Raw genomic sequence first — 20258 nt, 5'->3', positions numbered from 1 at the left:
TCCTTCCCCTGGGCGGAGGCGCGACCGCGTCGCAATTCCTACCGCACAACTTACAATTGCTCCGAGTCTACCCCTAATGCGCCCGGCGCAACCAACATTGCACAAACTTACCCACGCGCCGGCCGGCGGCCGAGCGCCGGCAGAAGGCCGGCCGTGCGCGCCGGCCGGCGACCGAGGGCTACTCGATGCCGGCAAACAGGTGCCCAGACGTCGCGCCCTTCGCACGCGGGGCCGGCTTCCTGCCCGCCCGCACGGCCGCAAGGGCCGCCGCCACGCGCGCGACCTGCGCGCCGGCCTCCGCCTCGCCCAGAAGCGTGCAGTCCGCCATGAAGCGCGTGACGCCCGCCGAGAAGAGCTCGCCCATCTGGGGCGTCGCGTCCAGCGGGTGCGCGGCGTATATGTGGCTGCGGCCCTCGAGGTCGGTGCGCACCGGCATGAGCGAGCCGTCGCGCGTCCGCAGCGCGCAGCGCTCCTGCCGCAAGCGGCAGTTCGCGCAGTCGTGGATGCAGCGGTTCGCCACCTGCAGCACGCAGTGCTCGCTCGTCATCGCGCGCGTGCGGCCGCTCACCACCAGGCCCACCGGCACGTCGGACGCGCCGGCAAGCTCGCACGCCTCCCCAAGCGTCAGCTCGGGCGAAAGCCAAACGCCGCGGGCGCCCGCCTCCTCAAGCGCAAGCAGGCAGCTGGGGTTGTGCACGGGTATGCACGGCCTCACCTCGGCAAGCGCGCCGCGCTCGCGCGAAAGCACCAGCTCGGACACGTTGCCCACGCCGCACGGGCACCCCGCCCGCACCAGCGGGTCAAGCCGGTCGTGGTCCACCTCGCGGCACACCTCGTCCAGCCAGGGCACCGGCTCCATGGGCCATGCGGCCCCGCGCCCGCGCGCCTGCGCAAGCGCGTCCGGCGTCGCGTACAGGCGCGTCGCGCCGGCCGCAACGGCCGCGCGCGCAACCGCCGGCGTCGGCACCAGGGCGCACACCTCGCCGGCAGGCCGCGCGACAGGAGCACCGGCCGCGATGCCCGGGGCCTCCTCGGCGAGCGCCTTGCGCACGCGCCCCCGCGCGCGGCGAAGCTCCGCCGCAAGCGCGTTTGCGTCCGGCACGTCCGCAAGGCCCTCCTTGCGCGCCGCCTCGCTCGTGGGCGCAAGTATGGCCTGCTCAAGCAGGTCGCATGCCTGGGCGCGCACCTTGTGCACGGCCGAGAAGCCCATGCCCGCGCCCTCGTCCAGGTCAACGTCAAATGCGACGGGCTCAAACGGGCTCGTGCCCATGCGGCCCACGTGCTCCACAAGGTCCTCGCGCGTCACGGCCCGCGTGCGCGCCGGCTCCACCACGAAGCCCTCCGCCGTCGCGCTCGCGACGCCGGCCGGCAGCGGCGCGGCGCACGTCAGCGTCACTGCGAACGGCCGGCCCACCCGCGCGGTCACGGCCACGCGCACGGGAAGGCGGCGGCGCTTCTCGCCCGAGGCGGCGCGCGCGGCCTCGTCCATTGCGCGCTCGGAGCGGATCACGCGCACGGGGCAGCCCACTGGCATGGGGCGCGCCGTCTTGCAGCAGATCACGTCGCCGGCGGCGGCGTCAGCCTCCGCGCGGGTCGTCAAAAACTGCGACGGGTCGTCCTGCGGGCGCACCTCCAGAAGGTCGCCGGCACCCACGGGCGCGTCCAGGCGCACGTCCACCTCAGCCATCGTCACGGTGCGAAAGCGGTCGCGCCCACCACTCCCGCCGCCGCGGCGCACCTTCGTACTGCCAAGGTCGCGCGTCGCCACCACGGTGCCTACCAGCTCGCCGCGGTTGTTCGAGCGGTCGTAGCTCATCATGTCGTTGTCCGAGCGGCCGTCCAGGTAGCTGTTCGTGAAGTCGCGGTTGAACGCCCGTGCCAGCGTGCGGCTGCGCGCGGCCTCGTCCGCCTCGGTCACCTCGCGGCCGGCCGCAAGGTCGTCCAGCTGCGCGCGGTACGCGCTGATGACGGAGTACACGTAGTCCGGCGCCTTCATGCGGCCCTCTACCTTGAGCGACCCCAGCCCGGCCGCGGTCAGGCGCGGCAGGTCGTCCAGCGTACGGAAGTCCTTCGGGCACAGCGGGCGGCCCGCCCCGGGGGCGGAAATCACGTTGCCGTCGCCGTCCACCAGGTCGTACGGCAGGCGGCACGGCTGCGCGCACAGCCCGCGGTTCGCGCTGCGCCCGCCGCGAAGCGAGCTCATCATGCACACGCCGGAGTAGCAGAAGCACAGCGCGCCGTGGCCAAAGCTCTCCAGCTCCACGCCCTCGCGCGCGATGCGCCCGATCTCCGCCACGGAAAGCTCGCGCGAAAGCGTCACGCGCTCCGCGCCAAGCTCGCCGCACCAGCGCGTCGCGCGCGCGTCGTGCACGTTCGCCTGCGTCGATATGTGGCACTCGATCTGGGGCCACAGGCGCCTCGCCTCCGCAAGCAGTCCCCAGTCCTGGATGATGAACGCGTCCGCGCCCAAGAGCCATGCCTTGCGGAGAAGGGCAAGGGCCCGTGGCATCTCGTCGCCCTTTATCACCACGTTCTGCGTCACGTAGACGCGCACGCCCAAGAGGTGCGCCTCGCGGCACGCCTCCGCAAACGTCTCGTACGTGAAGTTGCCCGCGCCGCGGCGCGCGTTGAAGTCGCTTCCCAGGCCGCAGAAGATCGCGTCCGCGCCCGCGGCAAGCGCGGCCCTAAACGGCTCTGGCCCCCCGGCGGGGGCCAGAAGCTCGGGTACGTCGTGCGTGTCCCTAAACGCCAACGGGACTACACCAGCCTCGCCCAGCGGCGCTTGCCAGACTGCAGCACGCAGCCGGCGTGCAGCAGCTCCGGCTCCACGTTGTAGCACTTGGCGGCAACGGGCTCGCCGTCGATCTTCACGCCGCCGCCGTCGATCAGGCGGCGCCCCTCGCCCGCGGACTTCGCGATGCCCACCTCGGCCAGAAGCTTCGCCAGGTACACCTTGCCGTCCTCGTTCGTGACGGCAAGGCTCACGGGATACTCCGCCACGTCGTCCGGGATCTGGTTCTTCTTGAACGTCGCGTCGAACGCCGCCTGGGCCTCGTCGCCGGCGCCCGCGCCGTGGTACAGGTCCACGATGTTGCGGGCCAGCTGGCGCTTCAGCGCGTACGGGTCCGCCGATCCGTCCGCGTACGCGGCGTCGATCTTGTCGACCTCCGCCACGGGCAGCGTGGAGCACAGGCGGAAGTACATGGGCACCAGCTCGTCCTTTATGGACATGAGCTTGCCAAACATGTCGTTCGCCTCGTCGGTCAGGCCAACGTAGTTGCCGTAGCTCTTCGACATCTTCTTCTGGCCGTCAAGGCCCACCAGAAGCGGCATCGTCAGCGCCACCTGAGGCTCCATGCCCATGTCGCGCATAAGGTCGCGGCCGGCCAGCAGATTGAAGATCTGGTCGTTGCCGCCCATCTCGAGGTCGGCCTCGATCATGACGGAGTCGTACGCCTGCAGCACGGGATAGATGAACTCGTGCAGGGCGATGGACTGGCCGTTGGTGTAGCGGTTGTGGAAGTCCTCGCGCTCCAGGATGCGGGCCACGTTGAACTTGCTCATCAGGCCCAGCATCTTGTCCAGGGTCATCGGCTTGATCCAGTCGCCGTTGTGCACGACCTTCGTGCGCGAGGGGTCCAGGATCTTCATCGCCTGCGCCACGTAGGTCTTTGCGTTGGCCTCGACCTGCTCCTCCGTCAGCGGCGGGCGAGTACTGTCGCGGCCGGACGGGTCGCCGATGAGCGCGGTCCCGTTGCCGATGATGAGTGTCACGTTGTGCCCCGGGTCCTGGAACTGGCGCATCTTGCGCAGCGGCACGGCGTGTCCCAGGTGCAGGTCCGGGCTCGTGGGGTCCACGCCCAGCTTTATGTTGAGGGGCGTGCCCTTCTCGAGCTTCTTCTTGAGCTCGTCCAGGGGCACCACCTGCATGGTGCCGGAAAGAATTACCTTGAGCTGTTCGTCAACGGATAGCAATTTGGTCCCTCCTAGAGACGACGGCAGCACCCTCGACGATCGGGCGAGAAGAGCCGGCCATCGGTGCTTAGACATATACGGCATAGGATAGCGCAGTCTCGCTCCCCGCGCGCAGCTCTTTCTTAGCGGAACAGCTCGTCATGGCTCCCCGTGCGCTGCATCAAGGCAATCCCATCAAACGTCCGCCAAATAAGAAGCCAATCTCCGGCATTGCAGACATGGCACTCACTACTTCCCGACCATCCTCCAGCAAGAGAGAGCATTCTGTGCCTTCTTTTCAGTTCTGCCAATGACTCTGGGGAGTTCTCAATTATGAGTTCAATCACTTCTTCAAGTGGCGCATCGTCGACATGCCTTTTGTCAAGCTTCTTTAGGTCGCGTTTGAAGGTTGGGGTGAACTGTGCTTTGAGACGCGCCATGTCTACGCCCTTGCAGCGTCCAGAAGCGCGCGTGCGCTCCCATAGGACTCGCCGGTACCTCCCGCCGCCTCAATCTCATCGGCCTCCCGGATTGAGCGGAGGCTCTCGGCGTTAGGCTCCCTATTGCCAAAGTCGAGGGGGATGCTGTTTGTCCTGGCCATCTGCTTCCAGAATGCGCGGGTGACAGAGGATAGGTCAAGGCCGTAGTATTCGGCCACGGCAGCAGCCGCAGCCTTATCACGCTCGTCGCAGCGAATTGTCATCGTAGTCATGTTAGACTCCTATTGTACATGCGCTGAATGTATGTTGTAGCACTTATACCACAACCGGGGCGTTCTCATTCGATTGCAAGGAAATCGCGAGCTCGAGGGCCGCCCCCGCTGCCAGTTTGCCTTTTTGTTCTTCTCGCCTAGATTGGGCGCCATGGGAGTTTCTACGTTGACACCCTTATAATCTAAGGGTCTGTACCGATTTCCCGGGAGGGTTATATGAGCATTCGCACTCGCAGGGCTCACAGGCACGCGAGCACCCATGCGGTGGGTTTTGGCGTTGCGGGTTTCTTTGGCTTTCTGGCGCTTCTTGTGCTGGCGCTCTTCATGTCTCTGGGCGGCGTCGTGAGCAACTGGCTCCAGGACCTGCCCGACTACACCTCGGCCAAGGCGTACCTCGTGTCCGAGCCGACGACGGTGTACGCGTCCGACGGCTCCGTGATCGCGGAGTACTACATCCAGAACCGCCGCAGCGTCGACACGAGCAAGATCTCCGACTACGCCCTGAAGGCGATCGTCGACACGGAGGACGTCCGCTTCTATCAGCACCACGGCGTCGACCCGCAGGGCATCCTGCGCGCGGTCGCCGTGCAGCTGGGCGGCGGCTCCGAGGGCGCCTCCACCATCACCCAGCAGCTGGTGAGGAACACGGTCCTCTCGGACGAGCAGTTTGACATGACGCTCAAGCGCAAGGTGCGCGAGGCGTACATCGCCATCCAGATGGAGAAGATGTTCACGAAGAAGCAGATCCTGAACATGTACCTCAACACGATCTACTTCGGCCACAGCGCGTACGGCATAGAGGCCGCCTCCATCACCTACTTCAACAAACACGCGAAGGACCTCACCCTCGCCGAGGCGGCAACGCTGTGCGGACTTCCGCAGTCGCCGTCCGTGTACGACCCCCTGAAGAACCCGACGGCCGCGAAGAAGCGCCGCAACATAGTTCTTAACCGCATGTACGCCGCTGGCGACATCACCAAGAAGCAGTGCGAGGACGCCAAGAAGGAGGAGCTGGTCACGAACCAGGGCTCCATGGAGGATGCCGAGGGCAAGTACCCGTACTTCACGGACTACGTCAAGACGCTCCTGCTGAAGGACTTCGACCAGGACACCGTCATGCAGGGCGGGCTGAAGGTCTACACCACCATCGACCCCACCGTGCAGGAGGCGGCGCAGGACAGCGTCCGCAAGAACCTCGACAGCATCGGCAACGACCAGCTGCAGGCGGCGCTCGTGGCGATCGACCCCTCCACGGGCTACATCAAGGCCATGGTCGGCGGCCGCGACTACGAGTCCAACAAGTTCAACCTCGCCACGCAGGCCGAGCGCCAGCCGGGCTCGAGCTTCAAGACGTACACGCTGTGCGCCGCCCTGAACGCCGGCATGAACCCGCAGATATACATCAACTGCAACTCCCCGCTGCAGGCCTCCCCCACCTGGAAGGTCAACAACTTCGGCCACACGAGCTATGGCACCATCACCCTCGCGAAGGCGTTCGCGCTGTCCTCCAACACGGGCTTCGTGCAGGTGATCCAGGCGGTCGGCGCGGACAAGGTCTCGCAGATGGCCACGGACATGGGCGTCGACGTTGACATCCCGGCATACGACTCCATCACGCTCGGCACCATCGGCATCCCCGTGATCCAGATGGCGGAGGGCTACTCCACGATCGCCTCCGGCGGCTACCACCGCGACTCCGTGGCCATCACCAAGATCGAGGACCGCAACGGCAACGTGGTGTACAAGCACAAGGACAAGCCGAAGCAGGTGTTCTCCACCGCCGTGGCCGACGCGGCCATCGACGTGATGAAGGGCGTCACCCAGGCGGGCGGCACCGCGAGCGTCATCAGCCAGACCCTCAAGGTCGACCAGCCGGTCGCCGGCAAGACCGGCACGACCGAGAACGCGCGCGACCTGTGGTACTGCGGCATCACCCCGCAGCTCTCCGTCGCGGTCTGGTGCGGCTACACCACCGAGGGCACCGTCATGGTGCACGGCGCGTCCGGTCACCCGTACAACACGACGGTCCCCATCTACGTCGACTTCATCAACTCCGCGTTGTCCGGCGTGGCGAGGGCGGAGTTCCCGAAGGCGGACGGCACCGCCACGTACAAGCCAAACAGCTCGTGGAAGTTCACGGCGACGAAGTACGTGTCCGAGGAGACGAACCGCTACCGCAGCTACACGAACACCAAGACCGAAAACACGAACGGCTACACCGACACCACTAACCCGACCACGACGAACTCGACCCAGAACTACGGCACGAACACCACCGGCACCACCAACACCACCAACACCACCAACACCACCAACACCACCAACACCACCGACACCACGACGGGCACGACCACGCAGGAGACCGGGGCAGGCGCAGGCGACGGGACGCGCTAGCGCGGGAGCCCAGCCATAGCCGGCTCGACCGGCACCAGGTTGCACGCAAGGGCCAGTCGCCACCACAGCGGCTGGCCCTTCTCCCTTGGGCGCGGCGCGCGTGGCGCGCATGCGAAGGCGAGCGCGGTTGTTAGCGGCGACAAAAAGCGCCCGGGCGAGAAGCGCAGGCTCCCCGCCCGGGCGTCACACGTTGGACGCGACATGTGCGGCGACGCTACTTCTTTGCGTCGCGCAGCTTGTTGACGAGGTTCACGAGGTCCATCGCGGCCTCGTCGCTTCCGGAGACCACGAGCACGGTGTCGTTGCCGGCGACGGAGCCCTTGACCTCGGGCAGCGACGCCGCGTCGACGGCGGCCGCCACGCCGGGGGCCGTGCCCGGCTGCGACTTGATCACGACGAGGTTGTCGGCGCGGTCGACGCTCATCACGAACTCGGAAACCATGCGCTGGAGGTGGAGGTCCTCCGCGAGGACGTAGATGCCCTCGCTGAGCTTGCGCAGGCCCATGTCCGCGATGTCGCGCGAGACGGTCGCCTGCGTGCAGTTGAAGCCGATGGCCTGAAGCTCGTCAACAAGGGCGCGCTGCGTCCTGATGGACTTGCCACGGACGATGTCCCTGATGGCGTCCTGCCTGTTGTTGCGTCTCTTTACCATGTGCCGGCCTCCGTAGTGTCAACTCGCATAAATGAGGCTGAATTTGAACGGCCCATTTTGCGCTCTTCTGCATCAAGTTAAAATACTAGTAGAACCATGTCAACTATCATGTATAAAATCGCACGCATCTCGCAAATACAAGCTTAACATGCGGATTAGCGCGCCATGCCGACCCCGCGTGTGGTTCCGCGAACGGCAACCGTCTACGGCGCCGGCGCGCCCTGCCACCCCCATTCCCCATTTTTGGGCATCCGAAGCAAGGTATGTGCAATATGATGAGTCATAGTCTGCGTGTTGTATGCGGATTGACGAAAGTATGCATCTGGAAGGGTTCGCCATGCCATATAGCTACAACGATCGCCCCAGGGGCTCTGGATCGGAACAGTCACGCTCCTCGCAGGGCCGCCCCTCCGGCAATCGGCGCCAGGGTACCGCGCACGTGCGCGACGCGCAGCGCCGCGAGAGCAGGACCCCCTACCGCAGCAACAGGAACTACCGCACCATCAGCGGCCATGACGCCGGCCTGAACGTGCACAACAACTCGCGCATCGGCTTCGACCGCAGCAACTTCAAGGGCTCGCGGCGGCGCGGCGGCCTGCTCACGCGACTCGGCCTGAGCAACAGGGGCCTCGCGGTGCTGCTGGCAGGCCTCGTCCTTCTCATCCTGCTGATCTTCGGCATCAGCAGCTGTGTCACGAGCTGCAACAGCTCCAGCAAGCAGACGAAGTCCGCGCAGAAGGAGGTCAACTCCTACGACGCCAGGGTCGCGGCCGGCGTGTCCGAGTCGCTCACGAAGCAGTTCACTCCCGTGCTCGACCAGAACAAGAAGCTCTCCTGGATCGCAGCGCACGCGGACGAGTATGCGGACGCGCGCCTGTGCGAGCTGGCGCTTCGCGAGGACGACGCCGTCGACTTCGTGGCCGGCCTCCCGAAGGCGAAGTCGACGGCGAAGAAGTACGGCGACGGCAACGAGAAGGGCTCGTACCCGCTGCTGTACGACTGGGACACCCGCTGGGGCTACGTGAAGTACGCGGACGGCGTGATGGGCGTGACGGGCTCCGGCCCGACGTCGCTCTCCATGGCGTACATGGGGCTCACGGGAAAGACGGACCAGACGCCGAACGCACTTGCGGAGCTCTCCACGGAGGGCAAGTACACTGACAAGGGCTCCGGCACGAAGAAGGAGTTCTTCACGAAGGTGGGCGCCAAGGTCGGCCTGACCGTGAAGGAGTACACGCCTTCCGCGGACAACCTGTCGATCGTCCTTTCGAACGGCGTCGCGATCGTGCAGCTGAACGCGAACTTCACGACCCCGTACGCGCACTGGGCGCTGGTGGTCAAGACAAACGACGACGGGTCCGTCACCATGTACGACCCGGACAGCACCTCCGCGAGCGGCCACACGTGGGCTGCGGGGACCATCGCGAAGAACTCCTCCACCCTGCTGAGCGTGACCGCCGCCTCGGGCGACACGGCCTCCGCCTCCGACGGCTCGTCGTCCCAATAGCGCCGCCCGACCGCGCGAACTCGCACGCGAGAAGTGCCCCGCCCGGATCTCCGAGCGGGGCACTGGTGCGGGATAGGCCGTCGGTCCGCTATGCCAGGATCTTCTTGGAGGCTTCGTCAAGCTTGGCGCGGATGGCCTCGGCGTCTGCGCGCGTCGCGCCCTTTGCGAACAGGTACGCCTTGACCTTGGGCTCGGTGCCGGACGGACGGAAGATGACCTTGTTGTCGCCCTCGAGGCGGTACTCGATCACGTTCGCGGCGGGCAGGTGCTGCGGAGCCTCCTTCTGCAGGCCAGAGACGCGCGGCATCTCGGGGCCAGTCGCGAAGTCGGTCATGCCGACGACCTTGTAGCCCGCGATCTCGGTCAGCGGGTTCTCGCGCAGGCTGGTCATGATCTCGGCCATGCGCTTGGCGCCGGCCTCGCCCGGGAACTGCGCGTTCACCGTGCCGTTGAGGTAGTAGCCGTACTTCTTGTACAGCTCCTCCATGGCCTCGTAGAGGTCCATGCCGCGCTCGGCGTAGTACGCGGCCATCTCGACGCACATCTCGACGGCGACGATGGCGTCCTTGTCGCGGGCGTGCGTGCCGACGAGGTAGCCGTAGGACTCCTCGAAGCCCATGAGGAAGCGGTCCTCCTCGCCCTCGTCCTTCAGCTGGTCGATCTGGTCGCCGATGTACTTGAAGCCAGTGAGCACGCGGCGCATCTCGAAGCCGTGGTCACGCGCAAGCGCGTCGGGCATGACGGACGAGACGATCGTGGAGACGGCGACCTTCGTCTTCGGGTCCTCGCCGCGCTGCTCGGCCATCTTGATGAGCCAGTCCATCAGCAGGACGCCCATCTCGTTTCCGGAGAGAAGGACGTACTCGCCGTTGTGGGGAATCGCCGTGCCCATGCGGTCCGCGTCCGGGTCCGTGGCGACGACGAGGTTCGGCTTCACCTTGTCGGCAAGGTCAAGGGCCAGCTGCAGTGCCTCGCGGAACTCGGGGTTCGGGTACTTGCACGTCGGGAAGTTGCCGTCCGGGTCCTTCTGCTCGGGAACGACCTCGACGTCGTTCACGCCGATCTCCTTCAGGATGCGGGTCACGCACTCCATGCCGGTGCCGTTGAGTGGCGTGTACACGACCTTGTAGCCCTCGGGCGCCTTGAAGCCGGGGACGGAGACCTTCTTGACGGCCTCGATGAACGCGTCGAGGACCTCTTCCGGCGTCCACTCGATGAGGCCCTTCTGCAGGCCCTCCTCGAAGTCCATCATCTTGGCGCCGCCAAAGACCGGGGTCTTCTCGATGGACGCGGAGATCTCGTCCGCGGCCTCGTTCGCGATCTGGCCGCCGTTGTCGTTATAGACCTTGTAGCCGTTGTACTGCGCGGGGTTGTGCGACGCCGTGAGGACGATGCCGGCGGAGGTGTGCAGGTAGCGGACGGCAAACGACAGCGTGGGGACCGGCTCGATGCGCGGGTAGACGTACACGTGGATGCCGTTGGCGGCAAGGACGCCCGCTGCGACCCTCTGGAAGTCCTCGCCCTTCAGGCGCGAGTCGCGCGCGAGCGCGATGGAGGGGTTCTCGTAGTGGGCGTTCAGGTAGTCGGCCACACCCTGCGTCGCCTGCGCGACGACGTAGACGTTCATGCGGTTCGTGCCGACGCCGAGCGTGCCGCGAAGGCCGGCCGTACCGAAGGCGAGGTCGCGATAGAAGGCGTCGTTCAGCGCCTCCTCGTCGCCCGAGGAGATGAGCTCGTCAAGCTCTGCCTTGAGGTCTGGCTCCGTGACGTTTTCCTTCCAAAGCTGAACCCTGGACTCGGTTTCCTTATCCATGAGAGATCTCCTCGCTCTTCTCGCTCGGGAGGGCACAGCGCCCACCCGATTCCTACACATTCCTAAGAAGATGATAACCGTATCCACGGCCGCGTTTCCGGACGAGCGACAAACGCGCCCTCAGCGGCGGACGGCGGTCGCGGCGCGGTCGGGCCCTCGCGCGGGGGGACGCTCCAACGCGCCAGACGTGTGTCGAGTTGCTGGTGGCCGCGTTTTACGCCCGCGGAGACGCCGGGCACGCATACCATTTCTAGTACTTCCGACCACGGGCGAAAGGTGTCCCGCATGACCGAGTCACGCATTTCCACGGAGGGTGCCGCGGGCGCCCTCGAGTTCTTCGCAACGTGCCCCAAGGGCTTCGAGCCCCTCCTGGCAGACGAGCTTGCCTCCCTTGGCGCCAGGCACGTGCGCGCGCTCAGGGGCCAGGTTGGCTTTGGCTCCGCGCTCGAGGACGCGTACCGCGCCTGCCTGTGGTCGCGCCTTGCCTCGCGCGTGGTGCTCGTGCTCAACCGCATCGGCGCCGCGGACTCCGATTCGCTGTACCAGGGCATGGCGGAGCTTCCGTGGGAGGACCACGTGCCCGCGGGCGCCACGGTCGCCGTCGAGGCGCACGGCACGAACGCCCAGCTCCGGAACACGCAGTTCGTGGCAGTACGCGCGAAGGACGCGATCGTGGACAGGATTGCCGCCCGCCGGGGAGCGCGCCCCATGGTGGACGTCGAGCACCCGGACGTGTCCGTCGTGGTGAGGGTCTCGCGCGAGCGCGCGACCGTCGGCATCGACCTCACGGGCACCCCGCTCTTCAGGCGCGGCTACGAGGCCGCCCGCTCCGACCGCGCCCCCATAGCTCCGCTTCGCCCGGACTACGCCGCGGCGCTTCTGGCCGCCGGCGGATGGTTCCGCTCCGTGCGGCACGACTCCCCCGCGCTGGCCTGCGTCTTCAGCGGCGCCGGCAGCGTCGTGGTCGAGGCGGCCTCCCAGGCGCTCGATCGCGCCCCGGGGCTTTTGCGCACGCGGTGGGGCTTTATGGGCTGGGGCGGCCACGACGCCGACGCGTGGGACGCCGTCCTCGCACAGGCGCGCCAGCGGGCAGAAGCCGCCCGCGACAGGAAGCCCCTCCTCGTGGCCACGGACACCCGCCCCGGCGCCGAGGCCTCTGCCAGGCGCGCCCTCAGGGCGGCCGGCATGGACGTAGGCCTGACGTTCTGCGCGGCGGAAGACGTATCCGCGGCGCTCGCCGGGCACACGGACGCGCTCGTGGTGGAGGACCTCTCGTGGGTCTCGCCGGACGAGGTCGCCACGCAGGCCGCCGCGCTCGCGAAGTGCGCGGCCGCGGCCCAGGGGCTGCCGGCAAGATCCACCGTGGTCACCCTCGCGCGCGACGGCGCCATAGACGCGGCCCTCGGCGCCGAGCCCGCCGAGAAGGTAGAGGTCATCGTTGGCCAGAGCGACGCGGCCATCAGCCGCTTTGCGGCCGCGGCCCTGCCGGGCGAGCGCGAGTGCGTCGAGGTCACGGTCCCGGGTGGCAGGCAGGTCAGGGTGCCCGTGCTCGTGGGCGCAAGCGAGCAGTTCGCCCGCCGCCTCGCGAAGGTCGCCCGGCTCCGCCGCAAGTGGGCGCAGCGCGAGGACGTCAGCTGCTACCGCGTGTATGATTCCGACCTGCCGGACTACGCCGTCAGCATCGACCTGTGGGAGGGCTCGGAGCTCATGCCCAGCAGACGCGGGCGCGGCCGCTGGCTGCAGGTGTACGAGTACGCCGCCCCCAGGTCCGTCGACCCCACGCTCGCGCGCAGGCGCCTGCTGGACGTGCTGGCCATAGCCCCCCTCGTGCTGGGCGTCGCGCCGCAGGACGTGTTCGTGCGCGTGCGCACCCACGGCAAGGGCGGCTCGCAGTACGCGGACGAGGTCGCGGCCCCGCGCCGGGATGCGCGCGGCGATGCCCGCGGCAGGGGTGCCGCCGGGCGCAGGGGCGCCGCCGCGAGGGAGGGGTTCGTTCCTCTCCCCCGTGGGGCCCACCTGGTTGACGAGGGCGGCCTCACGTTCGAGGTCAACTTTGGCATGCGCCTGGACTGCGGGCTCTTCCTGGACCACCGCAACGCCCGCTCGCTCGTGCGCGAGATGATGAAGCGCACTCAGGGGTCGAAGCGCTTCCTGAACCTGTTCGCCTACACCGGCACCGCCACGTGCTACGCGGCGGACGGCGGCGCCAAGCACACCACCACGGTGGACATGAGCCGGCCGTCCTTGGACTGGGCACGGCGCAACATGGAGCGCAACGGCTTCGTCAGCACGTCGCGTCCGCCTGAGCACGAGTACGTGCAGGCGGACGTCATCGCGTGGGTGCAGGAGCAGCGCCACACCAAGAACCGCTGGGACCTCGTGTTCTGCGACGTGCCCACGTTCTCCAACTCCTCGCGCATGCGCGGCTCTTGGGACGTCCAGCGCGATCACGCGGAGCTCATCATCGGCGTGTCGCGCCTGCTCACCAGAAACGGCGCCGCCATCTTCAGCTGCAACCTGCGCGGCTTCAAGCCGGACGTGCAGAAGCTCGCGCGCGCCGGCGTCACGCTGGAGGACGTCACGGCCGAGTCCATCCCAGAGGACTTCTCGCGCAACGCGAAGGTGCACCACTGCTACATCGTGAGGCGCGCGTAGCGCACGCAAAAAAGGGCGCGGTCGCCATCGTGACGACCGCGCGCATTCCCGGGACTGGCCCTCCTGCACCCACGGGCCGGACCTCACCCGTCACTACCGCTTGTTGTAGAACGCCTCCATGTCCGCGCTCATCTGGCGCAGCGTCGGCTCGTCCACGTAGGCCATGTGGCCGCAGCCGTAGCGGTGCCACTCCAGGCGCTCCTTCAGCGCGTCGCCCAAAAACTGCGCGCTCATGTCGTGCATCACGTTCCAGTACGGCGTCGCCGCGTCGTAGCGGCCGCCCAGGATGGCCAGCTTCATGCGCGGGTTGCGGCGCATGGCCGTAGCGATGTCCGTCGCCACGTTCGGGCAGCCCGTCGAGTCCATCTTGCCCGGCTCGTGGTGGCTCCAGTTCCAGTTAACGCCCACCTGCTCGTAGTTGCTCGATATGTAGCGCGCCGGCGCCTTGTAGCCCAGCTCGCGGTGGAGGAAGTCCCTAAACGCCATCGTCCAGCTGGACTCCACCGCGTCGTCGGCCGCGTCCTCGCCGGCAAACCACTCGCTCGACGTCTGCAGCGAGGACGGCGCCTCGGACGAGAAGCGCGTGTCGAGCCGGCCGCAGACCCTGCCGTCATCCGCAAGAACGCCGCGGCGGAAGTCGTCCAGCGTCACACGCAGGTGGTTGCGGCGGATGTGCTCGGCGGGAAGCCCGATGAGCTCCGCGTAGCGCCACGCGATGTCCGACTCCTTCTCGGGGTCCAGCCTGTCGCCCTTCAGGAGCGCGGGCGCCAGCACGTCGTCCGTGAACTCCAGCGCGCGGTCAAACCACTTGTCCGCGCCCTCGCCGGCGCCCACCTTGCCAAAGTAGTGGGCCGTGGCGGCGTACGTGGGCGTCATGCCCAGGTGGTACAGGTCCTCGCCCTCGAGCGTCTGCACCCAGTCGAATATGGCGGAAAGCATCGTGACGCCAGCGACCTTCACGTCCCTCTCGCCCAGAAGGCGCATCAGCACGGCGTTGCGCACCGTGCCGTACGACTCTCCAAACAGGTAGACGGGGCTTGTCCAGCGGCCGTTCTCCTCCAGCCACGTCGTGATGGCGCGGCAGAACGCGTCCGCGTCGCCGTCCACGCCAAACACCTTGCTCGTGTCCGCGTCGGCCGCCAGGCTCGAGAACCCGGTGCCCAGCGCGTCCAGAAACACCAGGTCGGACTCGCGCAGCAGCGTGTACGGGTTGTCCTCCACCTCGATGGGGTACGCCAGGTGGCTCACGCCGTCCGTCCTCACGCGGCGCGGACCCATGCCGCCAAAGTTGATGGGCACGCTCGCGCAGCCGGGGCCGCCGTTGTAGCAGAAGGTCACGGGACGAGAAGGACTCGCGCATCCCGCCTCGTCAAGCGCCACGTAGGTCAGGCTGAACATCTTGCCCACGAGCCTGCCCGTGTCCGCGCGCACGTCCAGGTGCGCCGCCGTGCAGGAGTACTCGATCTTCTCGCCCGCGGTCTCGTTTGAGCCGTGCCACGTCAGGCGTGCCGTCGCGGGCTCCGGGCACGTGCTCGCCTCCTCGGCGGGAACGGACATGAACGCCTCCGCCACCTTGGACCTCGCCTGCCTGGGGGTCGCCTCGCCCTGGCTCTCCTCTGCCATGCTCGCATTCCCTTCGTCGTGGCCGGCGCGCGGCCGGCCGTCTGCCGTATACGCAGACAAGTCTATCCCGCACGCGCCCGCACGCGCGAACGCCCGCCCACACGCCATAAAAAGAACCCGCGGGCACGCACGGCGGGCGCGGGGGGGGGCACAAGGGGCGCGTCCGCCCGACCGTGCATGCAGGCGGATGGTTCATTCACCGCACGCTCGCCACGACCTCACGATTGTCTTCAGTGTTACCATTATCGTATGTATGTAGTTTGCGGCGCTATGCGCCACGCCCGGCCAGGCGCAAGACATCGCCTGCCGCGCCGTGGGCACGTCCCCGTGGATGCAAGCCGTCGCAAGCGGAGGTCACATCGATATAGGAGCAGTATGTCTAACACGAAGCTGCCGACAGCGCCAAAGGGCGTAACCACCAAGCGGCGCAAGTACAACGGCATCCCGCTTTCCGCGGGCATGATTCTCGTCGCGCTGGGCGTCGTCTACGGCGACATCGGCACCAGCCCCATGTACACGCTCAAGGCGATCATGGCGGACAACGGCGGTCTCACCACCATGGGCCAGGACACGGTCCTGGGCGCGCTCTCGCTCATCATCTGGACGCTCACGCTCATCACCACCGTCAAGTACGTCCTTGTCGCCATGAAGGCCGACAACCACAACGAGGGCGGCATCTTCGCGCTGTACTCCCTCGTCCGCCGCTGCGGAAAGTGGCTCATCTTCCCCGCCATGATCGGCGGCGCCGCGCTGCTCGCGGACGGCATCCTCACCCCGGCGGTCACCGTCACCACCGCGATCGAGGGCCTGCGCACCATCGACACGTTCTACGCCATCATCGGCACCAACCAGAACATCGTCGTGGCCATCACCATCATCATCCTGTGCGTGCTGTTCGCCGTGCAGCGCGCCGGCACCTCCGCCATCGGCAAGGCGTTCGGCCCCATCATGACCATCTGGTTCCTGTTCCTCGGCATCACGGGACTGCTGAACGTCGGCCTCGACCTCAACGTCTTCCGCGCGTTCAACCCGCTGCGCGGCATCCGCTTCCTGTTCGACGGCTCCATCAACGCCGCCGGCCTCATGGTCTTGGGCAACGTCTTCCTGTGCACCACCGGCGCGGAGGCCCTCTACTCCGACATGGGCCACGTCGGCAAGCCCAACATCTACGCCACCTGGCCGTTCGTGAAGCTCTGCCTCATCCTCAACTACCTGGGCCAGGGCGCCTGGATCCTCGCGAACAGGGGCAACGCAGCGCTCGCGGCCACACCCGACCTCAACCCGTTCTTCCACATCGTGCCCGAGAACCTCCGCTTCGCAGAGGTCGTACTCTCCGCGCTCGCCTCCATCATCGCCTCGCAGGCGCTCATCACGGGCTCATACTCCATCGTGAGCGAGGCAATCCACCTCAACCTCATGCCGCACATGAAGATCAACTTCCCCTCGCAGACGAAGGGCCAGATCTACATCCCCATGGTCAACACCATCATGTGGGTCGCGTGCGTGTTCGTCGTGCTGCTGTTCCGCAGCTCCAGCCACATGGAGGCCGCCTACGGCCTGGCCATCACGGTCACCATGCTCATGACCACGGTCCTTCTCTACACCTATATTTCAAGGCTGTGGCACAGGCGCGGCCTCGCCATCGTCTTCGCGCTGTTCTTCGGCGCGATCGAGCTCACGTTCTTCTTCTCCTCGCTCACGAAGTTCTTCCACGGCGGCTACTTCACCGTCCTCATGGCGACGCTCATCTTCATCGTCATGTACGTGTGGCGCCGCGGCACCGCCATCGAGCACACCCAGTCCGTGTACCTGCCCGTCAACAAGTACATCGACCAGCTCCGCTCGCTTCGCAACGACAACGACTACCCCATCATCGCGGACAACCTGGTCTTCCTCACCAACGACTCCTCGCCGGACAAGCTTGACCGCGACATCCTGTACTCCATCCTGGACAAACGCCCCAAGCGCGCCCGCGCGTACTACTTCCTGAACGTCATGGTCACGGACGAGCCCAACACGCACGAGTTCATCGTCAACAACTACGGCACGGACTTCCTGTTCAAGGTCCAGCTGCGCCTGGGCTTCCGCGTGAACCAGCGTGTGAACACCTACCTGTACCAGATCGTCTCGGACCTCGTGAACTCCGGCCAGCTCGCCCCGCAGGAGCACCGTTACTCCATCTACCGCGAGCACTCCAACGTGGGCGACTTCCGCTTCTGCCTCATCCGCAAGGTCCTCACGCCCGAGACCGAGATCTCCGGATTCAACCGTCGCGTGATGGAGCTCAAGTACATGATTCGCCACGTCTGCGGCTCGCCCGCGCGCTGGTACGGCCTGGAGAACTCCTCCATCATCTTCGAGTACGTCCCGCTGTTCGCCCGCACGAAGCGCCAGCACAAGCTCACGCGCATCTCCGTGGCCAACGCGGTCGCGACGCCCGCTCCCGCAAGCTCCGGCGCCATGAAGCGCGTCGAAGTCCCCATGCAGGAGCCCGAGGACGACGACATCTTCGCGGACAAGATGAAGAGCGACGCCGTCGCGAACGCCGAGGAGGTCGAGTCCGCCGTCATCGGCGGCGACACCGCGAGCTTCCGTCCCCTCAGGGTCGACGAGGAGGAGGAAGAGGACGCGCCGGGCGAGAATAGCTAGCCCCCACGCCCCACGCCACATCCCATGAGGAAGGTCCCTCGGCACCGCCGGGGGACCTTCCTCCTTTCGCGTCTGCGTCCGGGGCCGCGCTACAGCAGCGGCCCCAGGTAGTGCGCCACCGCGGACTCGTCGCACGTCCACGGAGCCACGTGCGTCGCGGCGGCCTTCGCCTCCGGATACGCGTTCGCCATGGCCACGCCGTCACCCACGGCCGCCAGCATCGTGAGGTCGTTCGGAGAGTCGCCAAACCCCACGGACTGCGTTCGCGGAATGCCCAGGTAATCGCACAGCCAGCGGACGGCCGCGCCCTTGGACGTACCCTTGTCCATCACCTCGAGGTTGCGCGCGCTGGAATACGTGTAGTGCAGCGTGGAGTCCGCCGCCACGGCTTCGATGGCACGTGCACGCACGTCGTCGGTGCCCGTAAAGATCGTGAGGCGCTCCACGTTGGGAAGGCTTTCAAGAAGCTGGGGCGTCGTCATGTCCATCGGCGTGCGATAGCGCAGGTACATGTCGCGGTCGTACGGCGGGATGTCGAACCCGCGCATGAGCTCGAAGCGCCGCCGCGACACGTAGATCTTGCCGTCCCAGAACGCGTCGAACGTCACGGGAAGCTCCCTCATGCGCTCGTACAGCGCAAGCGCACGCTCGCGGCCGAGCGCGCTCAGGTGCAGACGCCGCGGGTTCCCTGCGTCCCGCACGTCCATCACCACGGCCCCGTCGCTCGCGACCACGTAGCGCGTCGCGGCGTGCCCCAGCACCCGCCTTGCCACGGCCGACCACACCCGGCCGGTGCACGGCACAAACGGCACGCCCTTCTCGCCCATGCGGTCGAGAAGGGCAAGGTTGCCGGCCGGGACCGTCTTGTCCCTCGCAAGGAACGTGTCGTCCATGTCCGCGAACACGATGGAGACGGGCGCGTGGGACGCCTCCGCGGACGCGCGTCCACTGCCGCCGGCGCCTACGCGGGCGGGCATCACCCGCGCTCCGCGATCGGCACGTACGCCTGCGCATCCATGTAGGAGTTGTACGCGGGGCGTATGATGCGCGCCGGGCCGTAGAGCTCCTCCATGCGGTGGGCCGCCCAGCCGCTCATGCGAGCGATGGCGAATATGGGCGTGAAGAGGTCCTTCGGGATGCCAAGCATGTGGTAGACGAAGCCCGTGTACAGGTCTATGTTCGCGCACAGCGGCTTCGTGATGTGCCGCACGTCGCGCATGACCTGGGGCGCAAGGCGCTCTATCCGCTCGATGAGCTCGAACTTCTCGGCCTCTGCCGTGCCTTTCTTGCGGGCGAGTTCGCGGGCGTAGCCCTTCACGATCTGCGCGCGCGGGTCGCTTATGGTGTAGACCGCGTGCCCGATGCCGTAGATCAGGCCCCTGCCGTCGAACGCCTTGCCCGCAAGCACGCGCGTGAGGTAGTCGGCCACCTCGTCGTCGGACGACCAGTCCTCGATGTGCTCCGCGGCGTCGTCCACCATCTCACCGGCCTTTGCGTTCGCGCCGCCGTGGCGGGGGCCCTTCAGCGAGCCGAGCGCGCCCGCGTACGCGGAGTACGCGTCCGTGCCGGATGAGGACAGGACCCTGCACGTGAACGTGGAGTTGTTGCCGCCACCGTGCTCCGCGTGGAGCATGAGCATCACGTCGAGCATCATGGCCTCGTCGCGGGTGAAGCCCTCGTCGCCGCGCAGCACGTCCAGGATCGTCTCGGCCATCGAGAAGTCCTCGCGCGCGGGCGGCACCGTGGGCACGACGCCCGTGCGGGCCGCCACGTACGCCTGGTGCGCGACGGAGGCCACGCGCGGCCAGCGGCCGAGCATGGACAGCGCCACGTCCACCTCGTGCACGGGGCTCGTGTCGTCCGGGTTGTTGTCGAACGCGTACAGCAAGAGCGTCGCGCGCTGCAGCACGTTCATGATGGACGGGCTGAACGTGGTGCGCGGGAAGATGCGCAGGTAGCCCTCGGGCAGCTGGCGGCGGCTGCCTATGCGCGCGCGGAAGTCGTCCAGCTGCGCCTGCGTGGGCAGCTGGCCCGTCAGCAGCAGGTACGAGACCTCCTCGTAGCCAAAGCGCCCCTCGCGCTGCGCCGCAGAGATGAGCTCCGCCGCGTTGTAGCCGCGATACGTCAGGCGCCCCTCGTCCGGGACGACGCCCTCGGCCGTCTTGTTGTAGCCGTGCACGTTCGAGATGGTGGTGAGGCCCACCAGCACGCCGGAGCCGTCCGCGTTGCGCAGGCCGCGCTTCACGTCGTAGCGGGAGTACAGCTCCGCCGGCACCACGTCCACGTTGCGGCCGCCCTC

13 protein-coding genes are annotated in these 20258 nt (G+C 67.1%); 4 read left to right on the top strand and 9 right to left on the bottom strand.

The features are described from left to right. Positions 1-178 precede the first annotated feature (178 nt). The 4 genes from HF885_RS09230 to HF885_RS09215 form a co-directional block, all read right to left on the bottom strand. Entirely contained in the window at positions 179-2752 is a 2574-nt protein-coding gene (locus tag HF885_RS09230) for a DUF3656 domain-containing U32 family peptidase (RefSeq protein WP_170104643.1), read from the bottom strand. Positions 2753-2757: 5 nt separating this feature from the next. After that, positions 2758-3975 carry a tyrosine--tRNA ligase gene (tyrS, locus tag HF885_RS09225; protein WP_170104642.1) on the bottom strand — a complete coding sequence of 406 codons (1218 nt, stop codon included), beginning with the start codon at positions 3973-3975 and terminating at the stop codon, positions 2758-2760. 122 nt (positions 3976-4097) lie between these two features. After that, positions 4098-4394: a type II toxin-antitoxin system YafQ family toxin gene (locus tag HF885_RS09220; RefSeq protein WP_170104641.1), complete on the bottom strand. Its 297-nt coding sequence runs from the start codon at positions 4392-4394 to the stop codon at positions 4098-4100. Positions 4395-4396: 2 nt separating this feature from the next. Next, positions 4397-4666: a type II toxin-antitoxin system RelB/DinJ family antitoxin gene (locus tag HF885_RS09215; RefSeq protein WP_090861380.1), complete on the bottom strand. Its 270-nt coding sequence runs from the start codon at positions 4664-4666 to the stop codon at positions 4397-4399. 216 nt (positions 4667-4882) lie between these two features. Here HF885_RS09215 and HF885_RS09210 point away from each other — a divergent pair, with 216 nt between their 5' ends. Then, positions 4883-7060 (top strand): transglycosylase domain-containing protein, encoded by a 2178-nt coding sequence (locus HF885_RS09210; protein WP_170104640.1) that lies wholly within the window; start codon positions 4883-4885, stop codon positions 7058-7060. 214 nt (positions 7061-7274) lie between these two features. Here HF885_RS09210 and HF885_RS09205 read toward each other — a convergent pair whose 3' ends face one another. Further along, positions 7275-7712: an arginine repressor gene (locus HF885_RS09205; RefSeq protein WP_090861378.1), complete on the bottom strand. Its 438-nt coding sequence runs from the start codon at positions 7710-7712 to the stop codon at positions 7275-7277. Positions 7713-8049: 337 nt separating this feature from the next. Here HF885_RS09205 and HF885_RS09200 point away from each other — a divergent pair, with 337 nt between their 5' ends. Beyond that, a complete protein-coding gene (locus HF885_RS09200; protein WP_170104639.1) occupies positions 8050-9219 on the top strand; it encodes a hypothetical protein in 1170 nt (389 codons plus the stop codon). A gap of 88 nt (positions 9220-9307) precedes the next feature. Here HF885_RS09200 and HF885_RS09195 read toward each other — a convergent pair whose 3' ends face one another. Next, the gene (locus tag HF885_RS09195) at positions 9308-11032 is read right to left on the bottom strand and encodes a phospho-sugar mutase (RefSeq protein WP_170104638.1); all 1725 of its coding nucleotides are present in this window, start codon (positions 11030-11032) and stop codon (positions 9308-9310) included. 285 nt (positions 11033-11317) lie between these two features. On the opposite strand from HF885_RS09195, the gene rlmKL reads away from it, so the two are divergent. Beyond that, positions 11318-13687 carry a bifunctional 23S rRNA (guanine(2069)-N(7))-methyltransferase RlmK/23S rRNA (guanine(2445)-N(2))-methyltransferase RlmL gene (gene rlmKL / locus HF885_RS09190; protein ID WP_170104637.1) on the top strand — a complete coding sequence of 790 codons (2370 nt, stop codon included), beginning with the start codon at positions 11318-11320 and terminating at the stop codon, positions 13685-13687. Between the two features lie 93 nt (positions 13688-13780). Here rlmKL and HF885_RS09185 read toward each other — a convergent pair whose 3' ends face one another. Then, a complete protein-coding gene (locus HF885_RS09185) occupies positions 13781-15310 on the bottom strand; it encodes a S10 family peptidase (RefSeq protein WP_170104636.1) in 1530 nt (509 codons plus the stop codon). Positions 15311-15685: 375 nt separating this feature from the next. Here HF885_RS09185 and HF885_RS09180 point away from each other — a divergent pair, with 375 nt between their 5' ends. Then, the gene (locus HF885_RS09180; protein ID WP_170104635.1) at positions 15686-17959 is read left to right on the top strand and encodes a KUP/HAK/KT family potassium transporter; all 2274 of its coding nucleotides are present in this window, start codon (positions 15686-15688) and stop codon (positions 17957-17959) included. Between the two features lie 89 nt (positions 17960-18048). Here the strand turns inward: HF885_RS09180 and HF885_RS09175 are convergent, their stop codons facing one another. After that, positions 18049-18936, bottom strand: a complete 888-nt coding sequence (locus HF885_RS09175) for an HAD family hydrolase (RefSeq protein ID WP_170104634.1) — start codon at positions 18934-18936, stop codon at positions 18049-18051. Then, positions 18936-20258: citrate synthase (locus HF885_RS09170; RefSeq protein ID WP_170104633.1), on the bottom strand; the 1323-nt coding region annotated here is incomplete at its 5' end. The genes HF885_RS09170 and HF885_RS09175, both read right to left, overlap by 1 nt.

Source organism: Parafannyhessea umbonata, assembly GCF_012844235.1.
In the GTDB taxonomy this organism is placed as follows: Bacteria; Actinomycetota; Coriobacteriia; order Coriobacteriales; family Atopobiaceae; genus Parafannyhessea.
This window is presented reverse-complemented; position numbering and strand designations above follow the sequence as displayed.